The organism is Mesorhizobium sp. LCM 4577, from assembly GCF_001854795.2.
Lineage (GTDB): Bacteria > Pseudomonadota > Alphaproteobacteria > Rhizobiales > Rhizobiaceae > Mesorhizobium > Mesorhizobium plurifarium.
Map to the genome: position 1 here is coordinate 12,200 of NZ_MDDU01000012.1, position 26,006 is coordinate 38,205.

At 63.6% G+C, this 26,006-nt stretch carries 23 protein-coding genes; 15 read left to right on the top strand and 8 right to left on the bottom strand.

Annotated elements, in window-relative coordinates; all coding sequences use genetic code 11:
* Positions 1-203 precede the first annotated feature (203 nt).
* The 4 genes from glmS to LCM4577_RS14585 all read left to right on the top strand — a co-directional run bounded on the left by glmS (position 204) and on the right by LCM4577_RS14585 (position 3,580).
* On the top strand, positions 204-2,027 hold the full coding sequence (glmS, locus tag LCM4577_RS14570) for a glutamine--fructose-6-phosphate transaminase (isomerizing) (RefSeq protein ID WP_071071910.1): 1,824 nt from the start codon (positions 204-206) through the stop codon (positions 2,025-2,027).
* 95 nt (positions 2,028-2,122) lie between these two features.
* Complete coding sequence (locus LCM4577_RS14575; protein ID WP_082037064.1) at positions 2,123-2,404, top strand: type II toxin-antitoxin system RelE/ParE family toxin; 282 nt, start codon at positions 2,123-2,125, stop codon at positions 2,402-2,404.
* A gap of 37 nt (positions 2,405-2,441) precedes the next feature.
* Complete coding sequence (locus tag LCM4577_RS14580; RefSeq protein WP_040981456.1) at positions 2,442-2,741, top strand: HigA family addiction module antitoxin; 300 nt, start codon at positions 2,442-2,444, stop codon at positions 2,739-2,741.
* Between the two features lie 83 nt (positions 2,742-2,824).
* On the top strand, positions 2,825-3,580 hold the full coding sequence (locus LCM4577_RS14585) for a DUF502 domain-containing protein (protein ID WP_040981454.1): 756 nt from the start codon (positions 2,825-2,827) through the stop codon (positions 3,578-3,580).
* On the opposite strand, the gene recG is transcribed toward LCM4577_RS14585, so the two are convergent.
* The gene (gene recG / locus LCM4577_RS14590) at positions 3,532-5,640 is read right to left on the bottom strand and encodes an ATP-dependent DNA helicase RecG (RefSeq protein ID WP_071071912.1); all 2,109 of its coding nucleotides are present in this window, start codon (positions 5,638-5,640) and stop codon (positions 3,532-3,534) included. The two genes, LCM4577_RS14585 and recG, sit on opposite strands and share 49 nt — an antisense overlap.
* Before the next feature lie 93 nt (positions 5,641-5,733).
* Between recG and LCM4577_RS14595 the strand changes: the two genes are divergently transcribed.
* The 3 genes from LCM4577_RS14595 (at position 5,734) to LCM4577_RS14605 (ending at position 11,118) form a co-directional block, all read left to right on the top strand.
* Positions 5,734-6,021, top strand: a complete 288-nt coding sequence (locus tag LCM4577_RS14595) for a succinate dehydrogenase assembly factor 2 (RefSeq protein WP_040982359.1) — start codon at positions 5,734-5,736, stop codon at positions 6,019-6,021.
* 13 nt (positions 6,022-6,034) lie between these two features.
* Positions 6,035-9,532 carry a transcription-repair coupling factor gene (gene mfd / locus LCM4577_RS14600; protein ID WP_071071913.1) on the top strand — a complete coding sequence of 1,166 codons (3,498 nt, stop codon included), beginning with the start codon at positions 6,035-6,037 and terminating at the stop codon, positions 9,530-9,532.
* A 212-nt stretch (positions 9,533-9,744) separates the two neighbouring features.
* Entirely contained in the window at positions 9,745-11,118 is a 1,374-nt protein-coding gene (locus LCM4577_RS14605; protein ID WP_071071915.1) for a class II 3-deoxy-7-phosphoheptulonate synthase, read from the top strand.
* 90 nt (positions 11,119-11,208) lie between these two features.
* Here LCM4577_RS14605 and LCM4577_RS14610 read toward each other — a convergent pair whose 3' ends face one another.
* The gene (locus LCM4577_RS14610) at positions 11,209-12,723 is read right to left on the bottom strand and encodes a glycosyltransferase family 39 protein (RefSeq protein ID WP_244508327.1); all 1,515 of its coding nucleotides are present in this window, start codon (positions 12,721-12,723) and stop codon (positions 11,209-11,211) included.
* 316 nt (positions 12,724-13,039) lie between these two features.
* Here LCM4577_RS14610 and LCM4577_RS14615 point away from each other — a divergent pair, with 316 nt between their 5' ends.
* Complete coding sequence (locus LCM4577_RS14615; RefSeq protein WP_041007173.1) at positions 13,040-13,744, top strand: hypothetical protein; 705 nt, start codon at positions 13,040-13,042, stop codon at positions 13,742-13,744.
* 151 nt (positions 13,745-13,895) lie between these two features.
* Here LCM4577_RS14615 and LCM4577_RS14620 read toward each other — a convergent pair whose 3' ends face one another.
* The 3 genes from LCM4577_RS14620 to LCM4577_RS14630 all read right to left on the bottom strand — a co-directional run bounded on the left by LCM4577_RS14620 (position 13,896) and on the right by LCM4577_RS14630 (position 16,134).
* The gene (locus tag LCM4577_RS14620; RefSeq protein ID WP_071071919.1) at positions 13,896-14,663 is read right to left on the bottom strand and encodes an RES family NAD+ phosphorylase; all 768 of its coding nucleotides are present in this window, start codon (positions 14,661-14,663) and stop codon (positions 13,896-13,898) included.
* The gene (locus tag LCM4577_RS14625) at positions 14,623-15,000 is read right to left on the bottom strand and encodes an antitoxin Xre/MbcA/ParS toxin-binding domain-containing protein (protein WP_040981443.1); all 378 of its coding nucleotides are present in this window, start codon (positions 14,998-15,000) and stop codon (positions 14,623-14,625) included. The genes LCM4577_RS14620 and LCM4577_RS14625 overlap by 41 nt, the downstream gene beginning before the upstream one ends.
* Before the next feature lie 63 nt (positions 15,001-15,063).
* Positions 15,064-16,134: a GGDEF domain-containing protein gene (locus LCM4577_RS14630; protein WP_071071921.1), complete on the bottom strand. Its 1,071-nt coding sequence runs from the start codon at positions 16,132-16,134 to the stop codon at positions 15,064-15,066.
* Between the two features lie 319 nt (positions 16,135-16,453).
* Between LCM4577_RS14630 and LCM4577_RS14635 the strand changes: the two genes are divergently transcribed.
* Together LCM4577_RS14635 and LCM4577_RS14640 are read left to right on the top strand one after the other, a co-directional pair.
* Positions 16,454-16,873, top strand: a complete 420-nt coding sequence (locus LCM4577_RS14635; protein WP_071071923.1) for a GFA family protein — start codon at positions 16,454-16,456, stop codon at positions 16,871-16,873.
* Between the two features lie 78 nt (positions 16,874-16,951).
* Positions 16,952-17,311: a diacylglycerol kinase gene (locus LCM4577_RS14640; RefSeq protein ID WP_040981437.1), complete on the top strand. Its 360-nt coding sequence runs from the start codon at positions 16,952-16,954 to the stop codon at positions 17,309-17,311.
* A 9-nt stretch (positions 17,312-17,320) separates the two neighbouring features.
* Here LCM4577_RS14640 and LCM4577_RS14645 read toward each other — a convergent pair whose 3' ends face one another.
* Both LCM4577_RS14645 and LCM4577_RS14650 read right to left on the bottom strand, forming a co-directional pair.
* Positions 17,321-17,920, bottom strand: coding sequence for a DedA family protein (locus LCM4577_RS14645; protein WP_040981435.1), 600 nt, complete (start codon positions 17,918-17,920; stop codon positions 17,321-17,323).
* Positions 17,917-18,480 (bottom strand): DUF1003 domain-containing protein, encoded by a 564-nt coding sequence (locus LCM4577_RS14650; protein ID WP_040981433.1) that lies wholly within the window; start codon positions 18,478-18,480, stop codon positions 17,917-17,919. Before LCM4577_RS14650 ends, LCM4577_RS14645 begins: the two co-directional genes overlap by 4 nt.
* A 92-nt stretch (positions 18,481-18,572) precedes the next feature.
* Here LCM4577_RS14650 and LCM4577_RS14655 point away from each other — a divergent pair, with 92 nt between their 5' ends.
* The 5 genes from LCM4577_RS14655 (at position 18,573) to LCM4577_RS14675 (ending at position 25,253) form a co-directional block, all read left to right on the top strand.
* Positions 18,573-19,286, top strand: coding sequence for a DNA-3-methyladenine glycosylase I (locus tag LCM4577_RS14655; RefSeq protein ID WP_041007164.1), 714 nt, complete (start codon positions 18,573-18,575; stop codon positions 19,284-19,286).
* 113 nt (positions 19,287-19,399) lie between these two features.
* Positions 19,400-21,079, top strand: a complete 1,680-nt coding sequence (locus LCM4577_RS14660; protein ID WP_071071925.1) for an NAD+ synthase — start codon at positions 19,400-19,402, stop codon at positions 21,077-21,079.
* 7 nt (positions 21,080-21,086) lie between these two features.
* Positions 21,087-21,488 (top strand): GNAT family N-acetyltransferase, encoded by a 402-nt coding sequence (locus LCM4577_RS14665; RefSeq protein ID WP_071034892.1) that lies wholly within the window; start codon positions 21,087-21,089, stop codon positions 21,486-21,488.
* Positions 21,489-21,861: 373 nt separating this feature from the next.
* Positions 21,862-23,667: an ABC transporter ATP-binding protein gene (locus LCM4577_RS14670; RefSeq protein ID WP_071071927.1), complete on the top strand. Its 1,806-nt coding sequence runs from the start codon at positions 21,862-21,864 to the stop codon at positions 23,665-23,667.
* A gap of 419 nt (positions 23,668-24,086) precedes the next feature.
* Positions 24,087-25,253, top strand: coding sequence for a hypothetical protein (locus LCM4577_RS14675; protein ID WP_071071929.1), 1,167 nt, complete (start codon positions 24,087-24,089; stop codon positions 25,251-25,253).
* A gap of 89 nt (positions 25,254-25,342) precedes the next feature.
* Here the strand turns inward: LCM4577_RS14675 and LCM4577_RS14680 are convergent, their stop codons facing one another.
* The gene (locus tag LCM4577_RS14680; protein ID WP_071034890.1) at positions 25,343-25,831 is read right to left on the bottom strand and encodes an NUDIX hydrolase; all 489 of its coding nucleotides are present in this window, start codon (positions 25,829-25,831) and stop codon (positions 25,343-25,345) included.
* Positions 25,832-26,006: the final 175 nt, after the last annotated feature.

Sequence of the window (26,006 nt, forward strand, 5' to 3'; positions counted from 1 at the left end):
GGCAATGCGCGTGTGTGTTTCGGTGCGGAAGCGGCCGAAAAAACGGAGCGATTGCGGTAACTGGATCGCAATGGCCCTCTGCCATGATGGTGCTCGAACAGGGTTCCGTTTTGACACGGAACGAAACGCAAAGTGACTTTCGCCACCGCCCGGCAATCCATAGATAACGCTGGGTTTTCTGCTGGGAAACGGGGACAAGCRCCATGTGCGGTATCGTTGGAATTGTCGGCCGAAGCCAGGTCGCGCCGCTCATCGTCGACGCGCTGAAGCGGCTTGAATATCGCGGCTATGACTCGGCCGGCGTCGCCACCATCGAGAGGGGTGAGCTTGGACGGCGCCGCGCCGAAGGCAAGCTCATCAACCTCGAAAGGCGGCTGAAGGACGAGCCGCTCGAGGGGACGATCGGCATCGGCCACACGCGCTGGGCGACGCATGGCGTTCCCAACGAGACCAATGCGCATCCGCACTTTTCCAAGGGTGTCGCCATCGTCCACAACGGCATCATCGAGAATTTCGCCGAGCTGCGCGACGAGCTCACCCGGGACGGCTACTCTTTCGCTTCGCAGACCGATACCGAGGTCGTCGCGCATCTGGTGGCGCGCGAACTCGCCAGGGGGGTTAAGCCGGTGGAAGCCGCCCATGCGGCGCTGAGGCGGCTGCACGGCGCATTCGCTCTGGCGATCATGTTCACGGGCGACGAGGACCTGATCGTCGGCGCCCGCAACGGGCCGCCATTGGCAGTCGGCCATGGCGAGGGCGAGATGTTCCTGGGCTCCGATGCGATCGCGCTTGCGCCCTTCACCAATGCGGTCACCTATCTGGAAGATGGCGACTGGGCGGTCGTGCGTCGCAATGGCGTGACCATCTACGACATCGACGGCAACAAGGTGGACCGCAAGCGCCAGCAGTCGCTGTCGACCAGCTTCATGGTCGACAAGGGCAACCGCCGGCATTTCATGGAGAAGGAGATCCATGAGCAGCCGGAGGTGATCTCGCACACGCTTGCGCATTACGTGGACTTCGTTTCCGGCAAGTCGAAGCCGCTCGACCTGCCGTTCGACTTTGCCAGGATCGGGCGCCTGGCGCTTTCGGCCTGCGGCACCGCCTATCTCGCCGGGCTGATTTCGAAATACTGGTTCGAGCGCTATGCGAGATTGCCGGTCGATATCGATGTCGCTTCGGAGTTCCGCTACCGCGAGATGCCGCTTTCGGCCAATGACGCGGCCTTCTTCATCTCGCAGTCGGGCGAGACCGCCGACACGCTGGCTTCGCTGCGCTATTGCCGCAAGGCCGGCATGAAGATCGGCGCCGTGGTCAATGTGCGCGAATCGACCATGGCGCGTGAATCCGACGTCGTGCTGCCGACGCTTGCCGGCCCGGAGATCGGCGTCGCCTCGACCAAGGCGTTTACGTGTCAGCTCTCCGTCCTGGCTGCCCTCGCGGTCCGCGCGGGCGTCGCGCGCGGTACCATCTCGCCCGATCAGGAAAAGCAGCTGGTGCGCGAGCTTTCCGAAGCGCCGCGCTTCGCCACCCAGGTGCTGAAGCTCGACGAGCAGATCGAACGCATCTCGCGCGAGCTCTCGCGCTACAAGGATGTGCTCTATCTCGGCCGCGACACCAATTTCCCGCTGGCGATGGAAGGCGCGCTGAAGCTCAAGGAGATTTCCTATATCCATGCCGAGGGCTATGCCGGCGGCGAACTGAAGCACGGACCTATCGCGCTGATCGACGAGAACATGCCGGTGATCGTGATCGCGCCACATGACCGCATCTTCGAAAAGACGGTCTCGAACATGCAGGAAGTGGCGGCGCGCGGCGGCAAGATCATCCTGATCACCGACAAAAAGGGCGCGGCGCAGGCCGGCATCAAGACGATGGAGACGATCATCCTGCCCGATGTGCCGGAGATCATCGCGCCGATCATCTATGCGTTGCCGATCCAGATGCTGGCCTATTTCACCGCCGTCTTCATGGGCACCGACGTCGACCAGCCGCGCAATCTGGCGAAGTCGGTGACGGTGGAGTAGGGCTGCGTTCCTACGATCGATCTGTATCAATTGATGATACATGATCTTGCGGCCAGCTGCGTATCAGGGTATGATACAATGCGTGGGGGAGGCTGTTGATCGTTTCATTCAAAGGCAAGACGGTCGAAGAGGTAGCGGCTGGCAGGGCACCTAAGGGATTTCCGCCGGATTTGGTCGCCCGTGCTGAAAGACGGCTCCGGGCGATTGATAATGCAGTCCAACTGAATGACCTTCGGTCGCCACCCGGAAACCACCTGGAGGCTTTGAAGCGGGATCGTGCCGGGCAGCATTCGATACGCATCAACGATCAGTGGCGGATCTGCTTCAGATGGACTGCCGCCGGTGCCGAAGATGTGGAGATTGTGGACTACCATTGAGCGGGCACTCGCCCTAACCCTTTGAGGATACTGAGCTATGCTCAAGTTCGCACGCCCTATCCATCCGGGAGAGTTCCTGCGTGAAGAGTATCTGGTGCCGCTCGGCATGAGCGCTGGTGCGCTGGCGAAGAAGCTGAACCTTCCGCGCACGCGGATCGAGCGCATCGTCAAGGAAGAGGTTGGTCTTACGCCGGATACTGCGCTTCGTCTCGCCAGGTTCTTCAATACCACGCCTGAGTTCTGGATGAATTTCCAGAAGGCCTACGAACTGGAGACCGAAGCGAGGAAAATAGCGTCGGAACTCGAGAGGATCGTGCCTTTGGACACAGCCGCATAAGCGCGCCCTTTAAAAACTTCGCAGTTCCAAACCGGCTCGCGGTTCACTAATCTCGGCGCTGCAACCTTCGCCGCGGTGAACCCATGTCCGACGCCCTTAAGACCTCTGGCATGACCCGGCTGAGGAATTATTTCCTGACGGGGTTCGTCGTTTGCGCGCCGCTGGCGATCACGGCCTATATCGCCTGGTCGCTCATCGGCTGGGTCGATTCCTGGGTGAAGCCTTATATCCCGGTCCGCTACAATCCCGATACTTATCTGCCGTTCCCGGTGCCCGGCTTCGGGCTGATCGTGGCGCTGGTGCTGATCACCCTGATCGGCTTCCTCACGGCGAACATCGTCGGCCGCGCCATCGTCAATTTCGGCGAGCGGCTGCTGGGCCGCATGCCGCTGGTGCGCGGCATCTACGGCTCGCTGAAGCAGATCTTCGAGACGGTGCTGTCGAACAAGGGCGACATGTTCCGCCAGGTCGGGCTGGTCGAATATCCGCGAAAAGGCGTGTGGTCGCTGGTCTTCGTCGCCAGCGAGAAGGAAACCGAGATCAACCAGAAGCTCGACCAGGAAGGCGATCCGCTGGTCGCGGTTTTCATGCCTTGCACGCCCAACCCGACTACCGGCTTCCTGATGTATGTGCATAAATCCGAGATCGTGCCGCTCGACATGTCGATCGAGGACGGCGCCAAGCTGATCGTGTCGGCCGGCATGGTGGCACCGGAAGTCAAGGCCAAGCTGGTGACGCTGAATGGCGAGCCCGTCGAAGGCGGCCTTGCCAACCCGGCGGTCGGCGCCGCTCAGCCGGCGCGCAGCAGCCGTACCGCCTCGTCACGGCCGAACAGGTAAAGCAGCAGGCGCAGCGCCTCGCCACGTTCGGACTGCAGTTCCGGGTCGCGCGACAGGATCAGCCGCGCGTCGTCGCGCGCGGCTTCGAGCAGGTCCGCATGAAACTCCAGGCGCGCGACCTGGAAGCCGGGCGTGCCGGACTGGCGGGTGCCCAGCAACTCGCCTTCGCCCCGCAGCTTCAGGTCCTCCTCGGCGATCTTGAAGCCGTCCTCGGTCTCGCGCATCACCGAAAGCCGGCGTTTCGCGGTCTCGCCGAGCGGGTCCTTGTAAAGCAGCACACATGATGAGGGTTTGTCGCCGCGCCCTACGCGGCCGCGCAACTGGTGCAACTGCGCAAGGCCGAAGCGTTCGGCATGCTCGATCACCATGATCGTGGCGTCGGGCACGTCGACGCCCACCTCGATGACAGTGGTGGCGATGAGGATGCGCGTCTCACCCTGCTTGAAGGCGCGCATGGCCTCGTCCTTTTCGGCGCCCTTCATGCGGCCGTGCACCAGGCCGATCCGGTCGCCGAACAACGGTTTCAGCGAAGCGAACCGGTCCTCCGCCGACATCAGTTTTATTTCCTCGGATTCCTCGACCAACGGGCAGATCCAGTAGATCTTCTGGCCGTCGGCGACGGCATCGAGCATGCGGCCGACCAACTCATCCAGGCGCTCCATCGGCAAGGTCACGGTGCGAATCGGCTGCCGGCCGGCCGGCTTCTCGGTCAACTTCGAGACGTCCATGTCGCCAAAGGCGGTCAGCACCAGCGTGCGCGGAATGGGGGTCGCCGTCATCACCAGCATGTCGGGCGCATCGCCCTTGGCGGTGATGGCCAGGCGCTGGTGCACGCCGAAGCGGTGCTGCTCGTCGACGACGGCGAGCACCAGGTCGTGGAATGTCACGGTCTCCTGGAACAGCGCATGCGTGCCGACGACGATGTCGATCGCGCCGCTGGCGAGACCTTCCAGCGTCTCGGCACGCTCGCGGCCTTTTTCACGCCCGGTCAGGATGGCGAGGCGCAGGCCGGCTTTTTCCGCCAGCGGCGCGATGGTCGCCAGATGCTGGCGCGCCAGGATTTCGGTCGGCGCCATCAGCGCCGCCTGGCCGCCGGCCTCGACCGCGCGCGCCATGGCAAGCAGCGCCACCACCGTCTTGCCTGAGCCGACGTCGCCCTGCAGCAGGCGCAGCATGCGCTCGGGGTCGGCGAGATCGGCGTTGATCTCGCCGAGCGCGAATTCCTGGCTGGGGGTCAGCTTGTAGGGCAGGGCGGCGCGCAGCTTCTCGACGATGCGGCCGTCGCCCACGAGTGGCCGGCCCGAGAGGCGGCGGATTCTCGCCCGCACCAGCGCCAGCGAAACCTGTCCGGCCAGCAGCTCGTCATAGGCAAGCCGGCGCCAGGCCGGTCCCTCGACGGCAACGTCGATCGGGTCCTTGGGATAATGGATGCGGGCGAGAGCATCGCCGAAGGATGGAAAGGTATGGCGGCGCATGAAGGCGTCGTCCTGCCACTCCGGCAGTTCCGGCAGGCGGCCGAGTGCCTGTCCGATGGCGCGGCGCAGCACCTTGGCCGACAGGCCGGCCGTCAGCGGATAGACCGGTTCGACCAGCGGCAAGCCCTCGGCCTCGTCGATCGGCGCGATATGGTCGGGATGGACCATGGTCGGGCGGCCGTTGAACCACTCCATGCGGCCCGAAACCACGACGCGCTCGCCCTCGGGAAGCATCTTCTGCAGATAGGCGGCATGGGCATGGAAGAAGGTCAGGGCGACCTCGCCGGTGTCGTCATGGGCGTAGACGCGATACGGCACCGACCTGTTGCCGCGCGGCGGCGGCTGGTGACGATCGACCCGCACCTCGAGCGTGACGATCTGGCCCTCCGCCGACAACGCGATGCCGGGCCGGTTGCGGCGGTCGATCACGGTGTTGGGCAGCACGAACAGGAGGTCGGCCGCGCGCGCGGYGCGATCGCCAAGGTCGGCCGGCACGACACGCTCGATCAGCAAGCCCACCTTCGGGCCGACGCCGGCGAGCGAGGTGATCGGGACGAACAGAGGATCGAGGATGGTGGGACGCATCGTGTCAGCTTATGTCGCGACAGCCGCAGCGCAAAGGCTGACACCGCCCGCTATCCACGCTATATGCGCCGCTTTGGACAGGGATGCGGCGACATGACCGGAACACAGCGATCAAGCGAGGGGCTGGATGCCCGCCGCCGCAAGCTCCTATTCCGCTCGTGGCATCGCGGCATGCGCGAGATGGACCTCATCCTCGGGTCCTTCGCCGACGCCGAGATCGGCGCCTTGACCGGCGATGAAATCAACCAATATGAGAGACTTCTCGAAATTCCCGACACCGAATTTTTCCCGATGGTCACCGGCGAACGCCCGGTTCCGCCCGATATCGATTGCGCGGTTCTGCAAAAGATCCTGGCGTCGCGCCGGACCATGACATTTTGAAAAACGCCTATCCATGAGCCTCATCCCTTCCATCGGCCTGCCCAAGGGCCGCGTTGGCCAGTTCACCGTCGATGGTGTCGCCGACGGCTATGAAGCCTTCGCCCTGGTTGAGACGGCACGGGAAATCGCGCCCGACAAGCCGGTGCTGTTCGTCGCGCGCGACGGCCAGCGGCTGCCGGCGATCATCGAGGCGCTCGCCTTTGCCGCGCCAGGCCTGCCGGTGCTGGAACTGCCGGCCTGGGACTGCCTGCCTTACGATCGCGTTTCGCCCGGAGCGGACGCCGCGGCGCGGCGGCTCGACGCGCTTTCGGCCATGATCGCGCTGGCGAAGAGGCCGCATCGCGCCGTGATCCTCACCACCGCCAACGCGCTCTTGCAGCGTATCCCGCCGGCCGAGCTGATCGAAGCGCAGACTTTCCACGCCAGGCCCGGCAACCAGATCGACATGAACGCGCTGATCGCGCGGCTGGAGGTTTCCGGCTTCGAACGCGTGCCGACGGTGCGCGGCCTTGGCGAATTCGCCGTACGCGGTGGCATCCTCGACCTCTTCGCGCCTGGCTGGAGCGAGGCGCTGCGCCTCGATTTCTTCGGCGACACGCTGGAATCGATCCGCGTCTTCGACGTCGCGACCCAGCGCACCACCGGGCAGCGCAAGTCGATGTCGCTGCAGGCGATGAGCGAGGTGGCCCTGACGCCCGAGACGATCAGCCGCTTCCGCCGCTCCTACATCGAGGCCTTTGGCGCGCCCTCACGCGACGACGCGCTCTATGCGGCGGTCAGCGAAGGACGACGCTTCGCAGGCATGGAACATTGGCTGCCCTTCTTCTACGAACGGCTGGAGACGGTGTTCGACTATCTGCCGGACGCGCCCGTGGTCTTCGACCATCTGGCGCATGAGGCGCTGGCCGAGCGGCACACGCTGATCCTCGACCATTACGAGGCGCGCCGGAAGCAGGCCGACAGCGCGCTGAAGGACGCCGTGCCGTACAAGCCCGTGGCGCCGGACTTGCTTTATCTGTCGCCGGACAATCTCAAGGCTTCGCTCGGCCCGCGCGAAGACATCGACTTCACCGTGTTCGATGCGCCCGATGTCGGAGGCAAGAAGGTTTTTCATGCCGGCTCGCGCCATGGCCGCAGCTTTGCCGAGGAGCGCGCCGATCCGAGCATCAATGTCTTCGACGTCGTCGTAAAACACATTGCCGACGAGCGCGCGGCGCGTCGCCGTGTCATCGTTGCCGGCTGGACCGAAGGCTCGCTCGACCGGCTCGGGCAAATTCTCGCCGAGCATCATCTCGGCAATCTGAAGACCGTCGCGACGCTTGCCGAGGTCGAAAAGCTCGAGCCGKGGCAGGCGGGCCTTGCCGTGCTGCCGCTCGAATCCGGCTTCGAGACCGACGGTCTGGTCGTCGTCGCCGAGCAGGATATCCTCGGCGACAGGCTGATCCGGCGTTCCAAGCGCAAGAAGAAGGCTTCCGATTTCATCGCCGAGGCGTCGTCGCTGTCTTCCGGCGACATCGTCGTCCATGCCGATCACGGCATAGGCCGCTTCATCGGCCTGCGCACCATCGAGGCGGTGGGCGCGCCGCATGACTGCCTGGAAATCCACTATGCGGGCGACGACCGGTTGTTCCTGCCGGTGGAAAACATCGAGCTTTTGTCGCGCTACGGTTCGGATTCGGCGGAGGCGACGCTCGACAAGCTGGGCGGCGGCGCCTGGCAGGCGCGCAAGGCGCGGCTGAAGCGGCGCCTGCTCGACATGGCCGGGCAACTGATCCGCATCGCCGCCGAGCGGCAGATGCGTTCCGCGCCCGCGATGATCCCGGCCGAGGGGCTCTATGGCGAGTTTGCCGCGCGTTTCCCGTATGAGGAAACCGACGACCAGCAGACAGCGATCGATTCCGTCATGGACGATCTCGGCGCCGGCAAGCCGATGGACCGGCTGGTCTGCGGCGACGTCGGCTTCGGCAAGACGGAAGTGGCGCTGCGCGCCGCCTTCATCGCGGCCATGGAAGGGTTCCAGGTCGCGGTCGTGGTGCCGACAACGCTTTTGTCGCGCCAGCATTTCAAGACCTTCTCGCAGCGCTTCTCAGGCCTGCCGATCCGCATCGCCCAGGCCTCGCGCCTCGTCGGCTCCAAGGAACTGGCCGAAACCAAGAAAGGCGTTGCCGAGGGCACGGTCGACATCGTCGTCGGCACGCATGCGCTGCTTGGGTCTTCGATCTCGTTCAAGAATCTCGGGCTTTTGATCATCGACGAGGAGCAGCATTTCGGCGTCAAGCACAAGGAGCGGCTGAAGGAGCTCAAGAACGATGTGCATGTGCTGACACTGTCGGCGACGCCGATCCCGCGCACGCTGCAGCTGGCRCTGACCGGCGTGCGCGAGCTGTCGCTGATCGCCACGCCACCGGTCGACCGCATGGCGGTGCGCACCTTCATCTCGCCCTTCGATCCGCTGGTCATCCGCGAGACGCTGCTGCGCGAGCGCTATCGCGGCGGCCACTCCTTCTACGTCGTGCCGCGCATCAGCGACCTTTCGGAAATCCATGATTTCCTGAAGGAATCGGTGCCGGAGCTGAAGGTGGCGGTGGCCCATGGCCAGATGCCGCCGGGCGAGCTCGACGACATCATGAACGCCTTCTACGACGGCCAGTACGATGTGCTCCTGTCGACCACCATCGTCGAATCCGGCCTCGACATCCCGACCGCCAACACGCTGATCATCCATCGCGCCGACATGTTCGGCCTGGCGCAGCTCTACCAGCTGCGCGGCCGCGTCGGTCGCTCAAAGGTGCGCGCCTATGCGCTGTTCACGCTGCCGGCCAACCGCAAGCTGACCGACACGGCCGAGCGCCGGCTGAAGGTGCTGCAGTCGCTCGACACGCTCGGCGCCGGCTTCCAACTGGCCAGCCACGACCTCGATATCCGCGGCGCCGGCAATCTTCTGGGCGAAGAGCAGTCCGGCCACATCAAGGAGGTCGGCTTCGAGCTCTACCAGCAGATGCTGGAAGAGGCGGTGGCGGAGGTGAAGGACACCGGCGAAGTCCAGGACGGCGGCTGGTCGCCGCAGATCGCGGTCGGCACGGCGGTGATGATCCCGGAAAGCTATGTGCCCGACCTGCAGCTCCGCATGGCGCTCTACCGGCGCCTGGGCGACCTCGAGACCACCGAGGAGATCGACGGCTTCGGCGCCGAGTTGATCGACCGGTTCGGGCCGCTGCCGGAAGAGGTGACGCATCTGTTGAAGATCGTCTTCATCAAGGCGCTCTGCCGCAAGGCCAATGTCGAGAAGCTCGATGYCGGTCCCAAGGGCGTCGTCATCCATTTCCGCAAGCGCGAGTTCCCCAATCCGGTCGGGCTGGTGAAATTCATCGGCGAGCAGGGCTCGCTGGCCAAGATCAGGGCCGACCACAGCGTCGTCTTCATCCGCGACTGGCCGAATGCGGAGAAGCGGCTTGCCGGCTCGGCTGTCGTCATGACCCAATTGGCAAGATTGGTCGACAAAGCCGCCTAACGACGCCCACCTCGGCAAGCCGGATAGCCCAACGCATTCGCCACCACTGAAAAACCCGGCTAGAATAGGCAGTCGGCTTCGTGTAAGGAGCCGCGACCTCGTATCGAGGCTGGAATGGCGGGCAAGGACGCTCGCCGGTTTGTTTGATGCAATTCCGGACGGAAATTTCGCATTTTCCCGGAGTTGCTCCGAAAGGGCGTTTGGGTGCAGCGATGACGAAATGGTCGCCGAATTCGTGGAGGGCAAAGCCGATCAAGCAGGTCCCGGCCTATCCGGACCTTGGGGCTTTGCAAGCCACGGAGGCGCGGCTTGCAACCTATCCGCCGCTGGTTTTTGCCGGCGAGGCGCGCAAGCTGAAGAAGCAACTGGCAGCGGTCGCCGCCGGCGAAGCCTTCCTGCTGCAGGGCGGCGACTGCGCCGAAAGCTTTGCGGAGCACGGCGCCGACAACATCCGCGACTTTTTCCGCGTCTTTCTGCAGATGTCGGTGGTGCTCACCTTCGCCGGCGCGCAGCCGGTGGTGAAGGTCGGCCGCGTCGCGGGCCAGTTCGCCAAGCCGCGCTCGTCCGACAACGAGACCAAGGCCGGCTTGACGCTGCCGAGCTATCGTGGCGACATCATCAACGGCATCGAGTTCGACGCCAAGTCGCGCGTCCCCGATCCCGCGCGCCAGGAAATGGCGTATCGCCAGTCGGCCGCGACGCTCAACCTTCTGCGCGCCTTCGCGCAGGGCGGCTATGCCAGCCTGGAGAATGTACATCGCTGGATGCTGGGTTTCGTCGCCGACAGCCCGCAGGGCGAGAAATACGGTGCGCTCGCCAACCGCATCACCGAGACGATGGATTTCATGCGCGCGGTGGGCATCACGTCGGAGACCAATTTCGCGCTGCGCGAGACCGATTTCTACACCAGCCACGAGGCGCTGCTGCTCGGCTACGAAGAGGCGCTGACGCGCGTCGATTCGACCTCCGGCGACTGGTACGCGACCTCGGGCCACATGATCTGGATCGGCGACCGCACCCGCCAGCCCGACCATGCGCATATCGAATATTGCCGCGGCATCAAGAATCCGCTCGGCCTGAAATGCGGCCCGTCGCTGACGCCGGATGGCTTGCTGGAACTCATCGACCTGCTCAATCCCGAGAACGAGCCGGGCCGGCTGACGCTGATCGCCCGCTTCGGCTCCGACAAGGTCGCCGAGCATCTTCCGAAGCTGGTCCGCGCGGTGAAGAAGGAAGGCCGCAACGTGGTGTGGTCATCCGACCCGATGCACGGCAACACGATCGAGGCGGCCGGCTACAAGACGCGGCCGTTCGACCGCATCCTGAAGGAAGTGCAGACCTTCTTCGAGGTGCACCGGGCCGAGGGCACGCATCCGGGCGGCATCCATGTCGAGATGACCGGCAAGAACGTCACCGAATGCACGGGCGGCGCCCGCGCTATCACGGCGGAAGACCTGCAGGACCGCTATCACACCCATTGCGATCCGCGCCTCAACGCCGACCAGGCGATCGAGCTCGCCTTCCTGGTGTCGGACCTCTTGAAGAAGAGCCATCCGGTCCAGCACAAGCAGGCCGCCAACGCCTGAGCGAGGCTCGGACGCCGATCATTGGAGGCGCTGGCGGCGACGCCGGCGCCTTTTGACGTCGGGCTGATAAACTTCAATTCGGATCGCGGGTCATTCCGGATCGGGCGGTCCGGGCGGGTCGCCCGGGAAGTTGGCTCTGCCGGGCGGAATGACGGCAAAGCTGATCTCCAAGGGCGGTGCTTTGAGCGACCAGTCGAATGGCACCGTCTTGACCGGCAGGCCGGCAATCCAGGCCTGCTGTTGCGGGGAGAGATTCCAGCCGTGCGGCCATACAAGCAGCATGCCCTGGTCCCGCAGGCGCTGGTCCGTGATCCAGGGGGCAAGGCGCCGGTCGAGGGTCGTGAAGATGGAAGGTTGGTCCGTGGCTTCCAGTCCGGCAAGCTGGGCCACGCCGTCATCGCCGCCGACAATGCCCAATGGTCCGGGCACCGTCTCATGCCAGATCGCCTCGGCCGTCTGCGAGATCGATCGCGCCGGCCAGCACATCGGCTGCAGGCGGCCAAGGACGTTGCAACCTGTCCAGCGGGTAACCGCGTAGGCGCTCGATACGCCAACCACGCAGAGCAGCGCCAGCACCGCCAACCGGCGCAATTCAGCAGGTCCCAGCCGCTGGCCCAGAAGTGCGATTGCCAGGGCCCCGACGAGATTGTACATCGTCGCGCCCCAGGACTCGCCGGTGCCGGTAAACAGCGAGGCGACCATGATCAGGAGCGCCGGCCCCAGACCCATCCATGCCAGGTAGACAACCGCACGCCGCTCGGGGGCGGCCGGTAAGGGGGCTTGCGCGGAGTCGGCCTGCCGTCGCAGCAGGCCGGAAAGAGCGAGCACGACGGGAAGCGCGGCGAGCCCGGCAAGCTGAACGCCGATATAGTAAAGCCGGGCGCGGTTGGCGAGCACCCAGGCGTTGCGATGCGCGGCATAGGTCAACGGCAAGAAGTCGAGGCGGGCAAGCTGAATCGCCAGGGGTGTTACGACGCCAAGAAAAACCGCGAGGCCGAGCCATGGCCATGGCGTGGCAAGCCGGCTTCGGGCACGGGCGTCGTATAGTATCCAGATGCCGCCAAAGGCGAGCAGCAAAGCCGTCGAGAATTTGGCGTAGAGCCCCAGGCCGGAAACGAGGCCGAGAGCGAGCCACCAGCCCGGCCGTCCATCGCACGCCGAACGCCACAGCAGCCACGATATGCCGGCCCAGAAAGGCATCTGCGCGTAGTCATGGTTGAATTGCGGGGTCGGCCAGCCGAAGAAGTAGATCGAGGGCATCAACAGCACGGCGGCGAGCGCGCGGGTCGAGCCCATGATGTCGCGCGCAAGCAGATAGACCAGGACGAACGTCGTCGAGATCATCAATTGCGACAGCATGTATTGCGGCCAGCGGAACGAGCCGGTCAGGAGATGGCTGATCTCGAGCAGCCAGCACGGCAGCTGCGGGTGCTTGTAGGTCAACAGCACCCACTCGCGGCCCCACATGAACCCCTCGACGACGTCGCGGGGCGGCCCGACATTGACGATCGCCGGCATGACGGTCCAGCAAGCGATCTGCGCCAGGCATAAAAGCGCCAGCAATCGCCATGGGTGCCGGACCAATCCGTTCCAGATCGAAGGCAAATTGCCCTCCGCGGCGATTGCCGACGGCCAAAGATGAACGGATTCAGTGGTTCTCGACATGCGGGCCTAAAATCACACCGGTGGACTGCTGAACAGTCCGATARCAAAAGCTTACGAAAATGTATTCTTCCGCAACATTGTAAAACCAAGATTGCGATGGAACCCATCGCCGGCGCTTCGGGCATGGCCCCCCCGGCTGATCGTTGCTTGAGCCGGCCCCCTATTCGGAGCGCCGCGGTTCCAGCGGCAGGGCATGATGCGTCCGAAAACCGCTCCACACTTTTCGGCATCATGCTCCAGTCATCCAGGTGCCTCCATGCGTCACCAGCACGCCGTCATCCATCACCGTGGGCTCGACTTCTGGTCGGCGCGCGCGGCGGTTCTCGTCATCATCTGCCTGCAGCTTTTGGTCATCAACAACCTGTCCTTCGGCCCACGCTGGCTGGCTCCGACGGTCGAGGCCGCGCTCCTCGTGCCGTTGTCGATAGCAACGGCCTGGACACAGATGCAGACGCGCAACGCCGTCGACCATGAGCATTGGTACGCTATCGGCCGATTGCGCCTCTACATCCGCCGCACGGCATTGGTGATGACGGGCGTCATCAGCATCATGAATTGCGGGTCGCTGGTCTTCCTGGTGCGGGCGCTGCTGGAAGGACATGCCGGCGCCGGCACGACACTGCTCGTCGACGCGCTCAACATCTGGGTCACCAATGTGATCGTCTTCGCGCTGTGGTTCTGGAGCACCGACCGCGGCGGTCCGCCGACCTGCGGCCTGGTCAAGCGCGCGCATGCCGATTTCCTGTTCCCGCAAATGACGTTGCCCGATCGCGAGATACAGGGCTGGCTGCCGGGCTTCGTCGACTATGTCTTCCTGGCCTTCACCAACGCCACGGCGTTCTCGCCGACCGACACCTTGCCGCTCACGCAGCGCGCCAAGCTCCTGATGATGGCCGAGGCGATGATCTCGCTGTTGACGATCGCACTGGTGGCCGCGCGTGCGGTCAACATCCTGGCCTAGCTGTGCCGATATTCAGGTGAGGCCGGCCTGCAAACGGCGCCCTCCTGCGCTTCCGGTGCTCACGTACTTTAGTACGCTCCGCTCCGGTTCTCGGAGGCCACCGTTTTCGACTCGGCCTGACCTGAATCTCGACACAGCCTTACCGCTGATGTCAGTGGCCGCGCTCCCAGCGCATTCCGGCCAGTCGTGGATCGGAAAAGGCGGCGCGTGAGAATTCCAGCCTCTTCTCCGGGAATTCACTGATCGCCTGCAGGCCGAAGGAGCCGATCCGGATGCGCCAGGTCTGCGGCTCCAGCGGCCTTGCCTTGGCAAAGCCCTTGCAGGTCAGCAGCGCGATGTTGGCGCCCTTCGGATCGCRCACCGAGCGATATCGGATCGCCTGCAGTTCGGCTTCGCGCGCGACATCGGCGATCGCCTGGCAGGCGGTGTAATCGGTGGGCTGGGTCCAGGCCTTCTCGTCGCGATCGAGCGGCGGCCGTGTCAGGTCGATCGCGCGGTCGCATTTTATCGCAGCAGCGAAGGCAGTGTATTCCGCGGCGTCGTTCGGCCATAGCGTCGCCGGCGACTCCGCGAAGAACAGCAAGCGGTAGAAGGCCATTTCCGCCACCGCCGTCAGCACCGTCTCGGCGGCATAGTAAACGCCTTTGGTCTTGCCGGCGCGGCGGAAGCGCGAGCCGTATGGATAGACGGAGCCATAGCGAAAAGGCGTCGACAACACGTAATGGAGGTGGCGGCATTCCAGTGGGATATGCGGTTTGGTGTCCTCGATGAGGTCTTCCAGCAGCGACTGCTCGTCGAGCGTGTCGACGAGCTTGAGGGTCGAGACGCGATGCTGCGCCTCGACCATGCGCCAGTACTTGCCTTCGAGCCTGACGGCCTCAGACGAGAGCGCGCCGGGAGTCCAGGTAGGCAATGACATCGACAAGTCCGGCAATCGTCAGGATCTTTTCGAGCGGCGTGCCGTCGAGCGTGGTGTTGGGGTTCTTCAGCCATGCCCGGGCAACGGTCTCGTCGCCGCCGACGATCGCGTCGAGCGAGCGGAACAGGCGGACGAACAGCACCGCCAGCTCGAACGGCTTGGTACCGCGTTCAAGCAGGAATTCCTGCTTGCGCATGCGCGAGACCGTCGCTTCCGACACGCCGATGACCAGAGCGAGCGTCCTGGCGGTGATGTCGAGCAGATCTGCCGCGCGCAGCGTGGCCTTGGTGATGACAGCGTTTTCGGCCGCCGCCGCGGCCGCGACTGGACGTTGCATGAGCGCACCCTTTCATTTCTATGGAAAATATAATCCACAAAAATTCATCTGGAAAGGGCGACGTCAATCTTTCTTGTAAAGCAGCCAGCCTTTACCGGCCCGGCCGGCCGTGGCCGAGTGCTTCGTCACACGGTTGCGGCCGCCGACCTTGGAACGATAAAGCGCGCGGTCCGCCTTGGCGTAGAGATCTTCGGGGTTTTCGGCCTCCGAGGCCATGCAGATGCCCAGCGACACGGTAACGGTGCCGTAATTGATGCCGGTCTGGCTGCTGGTGAACGGGGTATGCTCGATCAGCACGCGGATGYGCTCAGCGATCTCGTATGTGGCGCCCTCGCTGGCTCCCTCGACGATAAACGCAAACTCCTCGCCCCCGGTGCGCGCGACGAACATGTCGGAACGGACGCTGGACTGGAAGATCTCGGCGATGATCTGCAGGATCCTGTCGCCGACCGGATGGCCGTAGCGATCGTTTATGTCCTTGAAATGATCGATATCGGCAAGGATCAAGGCGTTGAACAGGATGCCGCGGTTGCTGTTGTAGATCCGGGTGATCTCCTTGTCGAAGGCGCGTCGGTTCCACAGCTGCGTGAGCGGATCGGTGTCGGCAAGCCGCTTGTATTCCTCGAGCTTCGACTTGACGCTTTCAAGCTCGGCCGTCTTTTCGCTGAGCGTGCTGGCGATCTGGCGGCCATGGTCGATCGTCGAGCTGGTGGCTGCAGACATCGCGCCGGCGATCTTCTGGAGGATTTCCTGGGAAAGCAGGCTGCGGTTGCTCAGGCCGATCGAGGTCTCATCGAGGATGCGGCCATATTTTTCGATATGCGAACGTTCGCTGCGCAACAGCGCGGCGATTTCCTCGAGCTCGTTCGCAACCATCTCGCGGGCGTGCTCGACGATGGCCGGACCGTGATGCTGGGGGAAGAAGGTGCGCCCGATGCCGTCGAGGTCCTCCTGGGTCGGGCGGTTGCTCAACGAGACGACGGCAAGGCTGAGCTCATGATTGCTGCCGCTCAGCGCCTCGTAGAAGATCTCATAGTTGCGCGGCAATCCGAGCACGCCGAGCTGACGCATCGTCGCCACGACGGTGCTGGCGATGTCGGTATTCCTGTCGGTCGGAACGGCTGCCGGCTGCATGTTCTGTTCACTACCCTTCAGTGCGACCGGAGACCTGCCACCGCCGGGTGTCGCGCATGCGGGGATTTGAATCGGAACCATAAATGCGACGGCGCGTCCCCAACACGACTTTCGCTTGCAGGAATCATAGATGCAGTTGCGCTAAAGTTTCCTTAATGGCCTGCATTTCCTCGATGTCCCTGCTACCGCAGGGTGCAAAGCCGTGTGAGGCGCAGCTTTTGAAACGCGCCGCTTCGGTGTCGCATTTGCCTGCGCCCAGCCATTTCAAACCTGAAATTCTGTCCGGCAATGGATCAGCGGAAGGTCGAAGGAGGCCCGGATGGACGACAATCACAGCGGATCGTGCCTGTGCGGGGCAGTGCGTTTCAGGACGAGCGGCCCGTTGCGCGGCGTCGTCTACTGCCACTRCTCGCAATGCCGCCGGCAAACCGGCCATTTCGTCGCGGCAACTGCCTCCAAGGATGCCGATATCGTCATAGAGGGCGCCGATTCGCTCAACTGGTACGGCGCGTCCGACGTGGCGAAACGCGGCTTCTGCCGCACCTGCGGTTCGCTGCTATTCTGGAAGCACAATGAACTGGACACGATCTCGATCATGGCCGGATCCTTCGAGAGGCCAAGTGGCCTTTCCGCGGAAAGCCACATCTTCGTCGGCGACAAGGGCGATTATTATTCGATCGACGACGGGTTGCCGCAGTTCGAGAAGTCGACGCCGTCGATAAAGGTGGCGGACGAATGATTTTTGACGCGGCTGCCTTATTCCCTTGATCCGGCCGTTGCGATATCCCCCTGACGGTTACTCGAAACGGGGCTGGGCATGCAGCGGCTGATCGACGCTTTCATCAATTCGGTACGAGCCTTTCGCAAGCTTGCCGCGCACGAGAAGGCATTCCAGCAGGAGCTGATGCTGCTTGCGCTCGCCCTGCCTGCCGGCTGGTTCATCTCGGTCTCCTGGCGCGGCTATGCCCTGCTGATCGGCGCCGTGCTGCTGCTGATCATGGTCGAAGTGCTCAACACCGGCATCGAGGCAGCCTGCGACGCGATCTCGCGCGAATTCCACATCGAGATCCAGCTCGCCAAGGATTGCGGCTCACTGGCCGTGCTGATTTCGATCGTGATCGCCGGCGGCGTCTGGGGCATCGCCTTGATCGAGCGCCTGATCGGCGCGCCGATCTGAATTTGCGGATCAGGACCCTGCCTGATCTTCCTTGGCGCGTTCGCGTCCGGCAAAATGATGGCCGACCAGCCAGGCAACAACAGCGACGACGAGGCCAACACCAAGGGCAATGAGCAGGCGTTCATGCCGCGCGAACGCCTCACCCACCATCTGTTCCGCGCCCAGGCCGAAGATATAGCCGATGCCGCTGAACAGGGCCGCCCAGGCCGCAGAGGAGATGGCATTCAAGATGACGAAACGCGGCACGGGCACAGTCGACAGGCCGGCGGCGATGCCGCCGACCAGGCGCATGCCGTAGATGTAGCGGTTGGTCAGTACGAATATGTTGGGATGGGTGTTAAGCAGGCGATAGGCGCGGCTGAAGCCCGGACGCCTGCGCAATCTTCTCACATAGCGATGTTCGGCGAAGCTACGTCCCAGGGTGAAGAAGAAGGTGTCGCCGGCGAAAGCGCCGAGAAAGGCGGCGAGGAAAGTCTGCCACAACACGAAAACATGCTGGTGGGCGAAGAAGCCGCCAAGGATCGCGGCACTTTCGCCTTCGGCGACGCAACCCAGGAAGACCGCGATCAGCCCGTATTGCTCGATGAGATGATGGATGGTCTCGCTCATTCCGTTGCTGGCCGCGCCGACAGTTTCTCGTCGATGCGCCTGATCTGCTCGGCCATGCGCAGGATTTCGTCGCGCATGCCGATGATCTCGCTGTGGCGCAGCTCGTCGAGCTTTTCATGCAAGGCCATGATCTCGATCTCGGCCTTCAGATTGACCTCGTAGTCATGCGCAGCGTCGATGCGGTCGCGCTCGGTCTGGCGGTTCTGCGACATCATGATCACCGGCGCCTGGATCGCCGCCAGCATCGACAGCACTAGGTTGAGGAAGATGAAAGGGTAGGGGTCGAAGGCGTCGCGCGTGAGCAGCCAGGCGTTGCCGACAGTCCAAACGGCGAGAAAGGCCAGGAAGCCGAGGATGAAGGACCAGGAGCCGCCGATCCTGGCGATCGTGTCGGCGACGCGGTCGCCATAGGTCGCGTGGAAGGCGACGGCCTTGTTGGTGTCGCGCGTGATTGTGGTGCGCTCAAGCGTCGATTGCAGCACGCGGCTCTCGAGCGGACCGAAACCTTCCGGTTTTCGCTTGAGCAAACGGTTCGCCATGTCCTCGACGATCTTGTTCATCTGTCTTCTCCTTCGCCCGGGCGTCGATAGACGTAGAGGCTGCCGGGCCGGACGTGAAGTGCTAGATTGCGGCGAACAGGGCGAGGACAAAGATGCTCGATTTCCGGAAAATCCATACACGGGCGGCAAAGCGCAAGGGCGGCGAGGCGGTGCTGGAGCCGCTGCTTGGCCCTAGGCCCGACAATGCGGCGGTGGCGAAAGTACCCGACGATCGCATTCTTTCCACCATGGCAGAGCGCATTTTCGCCGCAGGCTTCGTGTGGCGGGTCATCGAGCAGAAATGGCCGGGTTTCGAGGAAGCGTTCCTCGGCTTCGAGCCGAAGCGGCTTCTGTTCCAGCCCGACGATTTCTGGCACGAGCTGGCGTCCGACAGCCGCATCGTGCGCAACCCGCAGAAGATCAAGTCGGTGCGCGACAACGCCGCCTTCGTCGACCGCGTCTCGAAGGAGCATGGCAGTTTCGGCAAATTCATCGCCGGATGGCCTGCGGATGATCAGGTCGGCCTGACCGCCTATCTCGCCAAGCATGGCAGCCGTCTCGGCGGCAACACCGGCCAGTATTTCCTGCGCTGGCTGGAATGGGACACGTTCGTCGTCTCGTCGGACATGGCGGCGGCGCTGCGCGACGCCGGCCTCGATATCGCCGAGAACCCGACCTCGAAGCGGGACCTCGACAAGATCCAGGCGCAGATCAACCAATGGTCGGCCGAGACCGGACTGCCGCGCCGCCACATCTCGCGCATCCTGGCGATGTCGATCGGCGAGAACCGCTCGGCGGAGGCGTTGCGCGAGTATATGGGCGACTAGGTGGCCAGGACTGATCAGCGTTGCCGATCTATCAGGATACGACCTGTGGTCGATCCTGAGTGGCACAACCAAACGCCATTGCGGGGCGATTTGAGCCACGCTACATCCGTTCCATGACCCAGACCGCTCCCGATATCCTGCGCATCGCCGTCGCCCAGCTCAACCCGACTGTCGGCGACGTCGCCGGCAATCTGGCAAAAGCGCGCGAGGCAAGGGCGGACGCGGCGCGACAGGGCGCCGACCTGGTGCTCTATACCGAGCTCTTCCTCGCCGGCTATCCGCCGGAAGACCTGGTGCTCAAGCCTTCCTTCCTGAGGGCATGCGAGAAAGCGGCGCAGGATTTCGCCAAGGATACGGCCGATGGCGGCCCCGGCGTCATCATCGGCACGCCGCTGAAGCGCAAGTCGGGCACACACAATTCCATCGTCTTCGCCGACGGTGGCAAGATCATTGCCGAGCGCTACAAGCTTGACCTGCCGAATTATGGCGAGTTCGACGAGAAGCGCGTGTTCCAGGCCGGGCCGGAACTGCAGGGTCCGGTTAATTTCCGCGGCGTGCGCATCGGCGTTCCGATCTGCGAGGACATCTGGGGCGACATCGCCGTCTGCGAGACGCTGGCCGAAAGCGGCGCCGAAATCCTTCTGGTGCCGAACGGCTCGCCCTATTACCGCGCCAAGATCGACGTCCGCCACCAGGTGGTGATCCGCCAGGTCATCGAAACCGGACTGCCGATGATCTACGCCAACCAGCTCGGCGGGCAGGACGAGCTGATCTTCGACGGCGCGTCCTTCGCCATCGGGGCCGACAAGACTCTTGCCTTCCAGATGAGCCAGTTCGAGGAGGCGGTCGACGTCACCACCTGGAAGAGAAAGGGAGACAGCTGGGTCTGCTCGGAAGGCCCGATGTCGAAGATCCCGGAGCGCGAAGAGGCGGACTATCGGGCCTGCATGCTGGGCCTGCGCGACTACGTCAACAAGAACGGCTTCAAGAACGTGGTGCTCGGCCTTTCCGGCGGCATCGACTCCGCCATCTGCGCGGCTTTGGCCGTCGATGCGCTGGGCGAGGAGCGGCTGCGCACCGTCRTGATGCCCTATCGCTATACGTCGAAGGATTCGCTGAAGGACGCGGAAGACTGCGCGCGCGCTCTTGGCTGCCGCTACGACATCGTGYCGATCTCCGAGCCGGTCGAAGGCTTCAAGCATGCGCTGACGCAGCTCTTCGAAGGCACCCAGGAAGGCATCACCGAGGAAAACCTGCAGAGCCGCGCGCGCGGCACCATCCTGATGGCGATCTCCAACAAGTTCGGCTCGATGGTCGTCACCACCGGCAACAAGAGCGAGATGTCTGTCGGCTACGCCACGCTTTACGGCGACATGAACGGCGGCTTCAATCCGATCAAGGACCTCTACAAGATGCAGGTCTACGCGCTGTCGCGCTGGCGCAATTCGCATGTGCCGCCGGGCGCGCTCGGCCCTTCGGGCGAGGTCATCCCAAAGAACATCATCGACAAGGCGCCGTCGGCGGAACTACGCGAAAATCAGACCGACCAGGATTCGCTGCCGCCCTATCCGGTGCTGGACGACATCCTGGAATGTCTGGTGGAGAACGAGATGAGCGTCGACGACATCGTCGCGCGCGGCCACGACCGGGCGACGGTGACGCGCGTCGAGCACCTGCTCTACATCGCCGAATACAAGCGCCGCCAAGCGGCGCCCGGCGTGAAGATCACGAGGAAGAATTTCGGCCGCGACCGCCGCTACCCGATCACCAACCGGTTCCGGGACCGCGGTTAGCCTTCGCATGCTTGAAATCAGTTTCGACCTGTCGCGGATCGATTTCCGGGCGACCTCCGACCAGCTCATGCGAAGCTATTGGGGTGCGTCCCGCACCGACGAGGCCAACCGCCGCGCTTTCGAGAACTCGCTTTGCGCCGGGGCTTATCTCGATGGTGAGCAGGTCGGTTTCGCCCGCGTGATCACCGATTATACCGTCTTTGCCTATCTACTCGACGTCATCGTCTGGCCGGAGCGTCGCGGGCATGGGATCGGCAAACAGCTTGTGCAAGCACTCCTCGATCATCCCGATATGAAGACCGTTTCTCATTGGAGCCTCACAACCAACGACGCTCACAGCCTCTATCAGAAGTTCGGATTCCGGACGGAGGGTCGTTACATGCGGCTGGATCGCTCACCCGCTGCCTGAGGTCCCGCTACAACCCGCCGTTGTTGCAAATTCGTCTCAGTGCTTGGACCAGATGCCGTTTTGGCGATAGGCCGGCTTGGCGACCGGCTGATGTCTCCCTATAAGGGCGTCTCCGCGATTCCCTTCCGGGAGGACCGTATGGCAGGATTTGACATCGTTATGCGAGGCCGCGAAGCCTAGGTCTGCTCGGGCTTTCCGAAGCTTTTTCGGAGAGCCGGACGCAGGACGGGCATTTGCCGCTGCCGGTCGCCGCCTCAGGGCAGGCGGTCCACCATACTGAACCTCCCGCTCTTTTGCGGCGCCGCAGGGCGCTGATGCGGGTTTTCCAATTCGATTTTTCCGGGACCGGGCTCGTTTGCGCCCGGATGACATCATGGCTCGTTTCAAGATTGATCTGCGCGCGAGCGCCTTTCGCAGCGTGCTCGGCTTCACGTTCAGCCACTGGCGGCGCCAGCCGTGGCGGCTTTCGCTCATCATGGGCGCCTTCCTGCTCTCGACGCTGGCCGATGTGCTGACGCCCTTCTATTCCGGCCGCCTGGTCGATGCCGTCGCCGGCGGCGCCGGAACCGACGCAGTCGCGTGGAATGCGGCGATGGTGGCGTTCTCGATCCTGATGGCGCTGGCGCTGGCAGGCGTCGTGCTGCGCAATGTCGCCTTCCTGTGGATCGTCGAGCTGACGCTGAAGATGATGTCGGACATCGCCGCTGATGCCTTCCATCGGGTGCAGCGTTTCTCGACCGACTGGCACGCCAACAGCTTTGCCGGGTCGACGGTGCGTAAGATAACGCGCGGCATGTGGGCGCTGGATCTGCTCAACGATACCATCCTGATCGCGCTGATGCCGTCGGTCGTCATGCTGGTCGGATCGACGCTGCTACTCGGCTGGTTCTGGCCGCTGATGGGAGCCGTCGTGGCGGCCGGCTCGGCGCTGTTCATCGCCGTCACGGCGATGCTGTCGCTCGGCTATGTCGCGCCCGCCGCGCGGCTCGCCAACAGCTGGGACACGCGGCTGGGCGGCGCGCTGGCCGACGCGGTGAGCTGCAATGCCGTCGTCAAGGGTTTTGGCGCGGAGACCCGCGAGGAAACGCGGCTGGCGCGCGTCGTCGCCAAGTGGCGTCTGCGCACCGGCCGCACCTGGATGCGCGGCACCGCCAACGGCACCACGCAAGGGGTGCTGCTGCTGGTGATGCGGGCGGCGGTTATCGGGCTTGCCCTCATGCTGTGGGCCTGGGGGCAGGCAAGCGCCGGCGATGTCGCCTTCGTGCTGACCTCGTTCTTCGTGCTGCAGGGCTATCTGCGCGACATCGGCACGCATATCCGCAACCTGCAGCGCTCGATCAACGACATGGAGGAACTGGTCGACTTCCAGTCCGAGCCGCTCGGCATCGAGGACCGGCCCGGCGCCCAGCCGATCCGGATCACCGATGGACRCATCGCCTTCGACAAGGTGACGTTCCACTACGGCAATCATCGRCTGCCGCTCTACCGCGATTTCTCGGTCGATATCGCAGCGGGCGAGCGCATCGGGCTGGTCGGGCATTCGGGTTCGGGCAAGACGACCTTCGTCAAGCTGATCCAGCGACTCTATGACGTGAATGCCGGGCGGATCCTGATCGACGGGCAGGACATCGCGCAGGTCGAGCAGGCCTCGCTGCGCGGCCAGATCGCCATCGTCCAGCAGGAGCCGATCCTGTTCCACCGCTCGCTTGCCGAGAACATCGCCTATGCCAGGCCCGGCGCCAGCCAAGCCGAGATCGAGCACGCAGCCAAGCTCGCCAGCGCGCATGATTTCATCACCAGCCTGCCCAAGGGCTATGGAACCCTGGTCGGCGAGCGTGGCGTGAAGCTGTCGGGCGGCGAGCGCCAGCGCGTGGCGATCGCCCGCGCCTTCCTGGCCGATGCGCGCATCCTGATCCTGGACGAGGCGACGTCGAGCCTCGACTCGGAATCGGAAGTGCTGATCCAGAAGGCGATGGAGCGGCTGATGGTCGGGCGCACGACCCTGGTGATCGCGCACCGGCTCTCGACGGTGCGGGCGCTCGACCGGCTGCTGGTCTTCGATCGCGGGCGTATCGCCGAGGAAGGTTCGCATGACGACCTGATCCGGCTGAACGGCGGCATCTACCGGCGGCTCTTCGAGCGTCAGGCGCTCGAATTGACCAAGGGCCTCGTCGCCTGAGGAAAGGACTGCGCCCGGCTTTAGCCGGGCGCAGTCAGACGCCATGCGGCCCGGGATCAATCTCGCTGGAGCGTTTCACCGTTTCACGGAAACGGCCGCGGGGCGTTATGTCCGACCCTTGCTACCCCGCCAGGATCGTCCGGGCAGTCCGCCTGCATTTGCAACCGCCCTCCCGTCATGCGGTTAGGGCGGCTCAATACACTGTTCAAACTACTTTATATATACCTAACATTTATGAGTTTCTATTTTAGTTTTTATGTATGTTTATAGCTTTAAGCAATTATCCTGATGTATTTACAGAAAAGAAAACTGGGAGTGGCAGAGTAAGGCCTCTTTGAGATTTTTTTGCAGGAAGCGACCGGATGGAGATTCCTTTGGGAACAACGGCAGCCTTCAGCGCTTTCGCATAGGCATTCACGATGAATCCTGTTTCCGCAAAAGCGGGCCCGGGCAAGGTGGTCGGGCCGTCGGCGCTGGAATCCCATGGCTTGGTCCGGCATTTGGCCGCCGGGGATCTCGAGCATGTCGCCGCGCTCTTCCTGACGAAGTTTCGCCATCGTCGCCGCCAGCGCGACCGCGCCATCGCGCGGACGGCGGACTATATGAGGGAGCTTTACCTCGGCGGCGATGAGAGCAAGGCTCTTGTCCAGATCGACCCGCAGGGCCGATTGGGTGGCTTCATGGGCGTCCTGAGGGCCCGCTATGAGCTCAACGGAACGGCATTGAACGCCGCCATCATCGGTCCATTCATGACCGACTCCAGCATCGACCACGGTTGGGCCGGGCCACAATTGCTGCGTGCCCTGCATCAAGGCGAATTCGACCTGTACCTGACCGATTCCGCCAACCGGACATCCTTGGCCTTCGCGCGTCCGATGAAGTATCAGCTCCTGCCGGTGCATTGTCTGGAATGGACCTGTGTTTTCCGGCCGGGCGCTATGGCCGTCGCCATGCTGCGCCGCAAATGGCCGGGGATGYCTCGTCTTGCGCTCGATCCCTTCGCGGGAGCGTTGGATGCGCTCGCACGAAAAAGGTTCGAGCCGGCGGCCCAGCATTCGTCAAGCCAACGGATCCATCGGGAGYCGATCGATGCGGCCCGGTTCGCGGAGCGGCTGCCTGTCCTCATGGCCGATTATTCCCTGCGTCCGAGCTGGAGGGATGGCGAGTTGCCGCGGTTGCTCGCGCTGGCGGCTGAGAAGCAAGCCGACGGGCCACTTCATTTCGGCGGAATTCACGATGAAACAGGCAAGATGCTGGGATGCTACGCCTTCTATGGCCAGGCCGGCGGCATCGCGAACCTCCTGCAAATCCAGGCGTCCGGGTCCCACTGGGGGGCAACGCTGGATGCTCTCATTGCGGCTGCGCGGGATTTGGGCTGCGTGGGCATTGCCGGCCAGACCCAGAGCAGGTTCATGCCTCAACTCTTCGGCTACAAGAACGTCTTCTTCCACTATGCCGGGGGCACGATGGTGCGCTCGCGCATTGCCGAGGTCACGGAAGCGGTCCGCTCCGGCGACATCTTCATCGGCGGTTTGATGGGCGATCGTTGGACCCGGCTCAGTTCCGATGATTTCGGCCGCGTCTGACGATCTTGCGATACGACGCAATTCCGGACGGAAGGCTATGGCGAAGTCGCCGAGCCCAACCGCGCACTTTTCCCTGGGATTGCTTTGAATCAGGCGAACTTGTGCGGCGCTGCGCAGAAGCCGGCTATGATCTGGCAAAGGTCGGGTTCGTTGACCATATTGACGGCTTCGTCCGGGCCGACCCATTTGCGCGTGCGCGCGCGCTTCTCTTTCCAGCGATCCGCCACGCGCTCGACATGCAGCGGAAAGACCAGCACCTCGCAAGGCACTTCCTCGCCTGAGGCGAGGACCTTGGCATAGAAATAGCGACCGGCTTCGAGATGCGAGACGGTGCCGCGCAGCCCGGCTTCCTCGCCCGCTTCGCGCGCGGCGGCCTCGCAAAGCGGTTCCCTGGCCTCCGGCCAACCCTTTGGCAGCACCCAGCGCCCGGTGTCGCGACTGGTGATCAGCATGATCTCGACGCCGTTCTCGCCCTCACGCCAGGGCAAGGCGGCAACCTGCAGGCGACAAGGCGCGACGCCAAAGAGCCGCCGGACTCTTTCGGCCATCTGGTTGTGCGTCGCCGGCCTCGTCAACATGATGAGAAGCTGCCCCAGCCTCCAGAATCGTTTGCCACCTTACGAATCTTATGGCGAATTGTGGGCTTTAAAAGTAAAAAACTTCACTCTATCGGGAAATACCACCAGAAAAGGTCATCTGCCCAAGTAGTTGCGTTCATTGGCGCGGTTACAGGACCGGCTTTTGAGGCAGTTC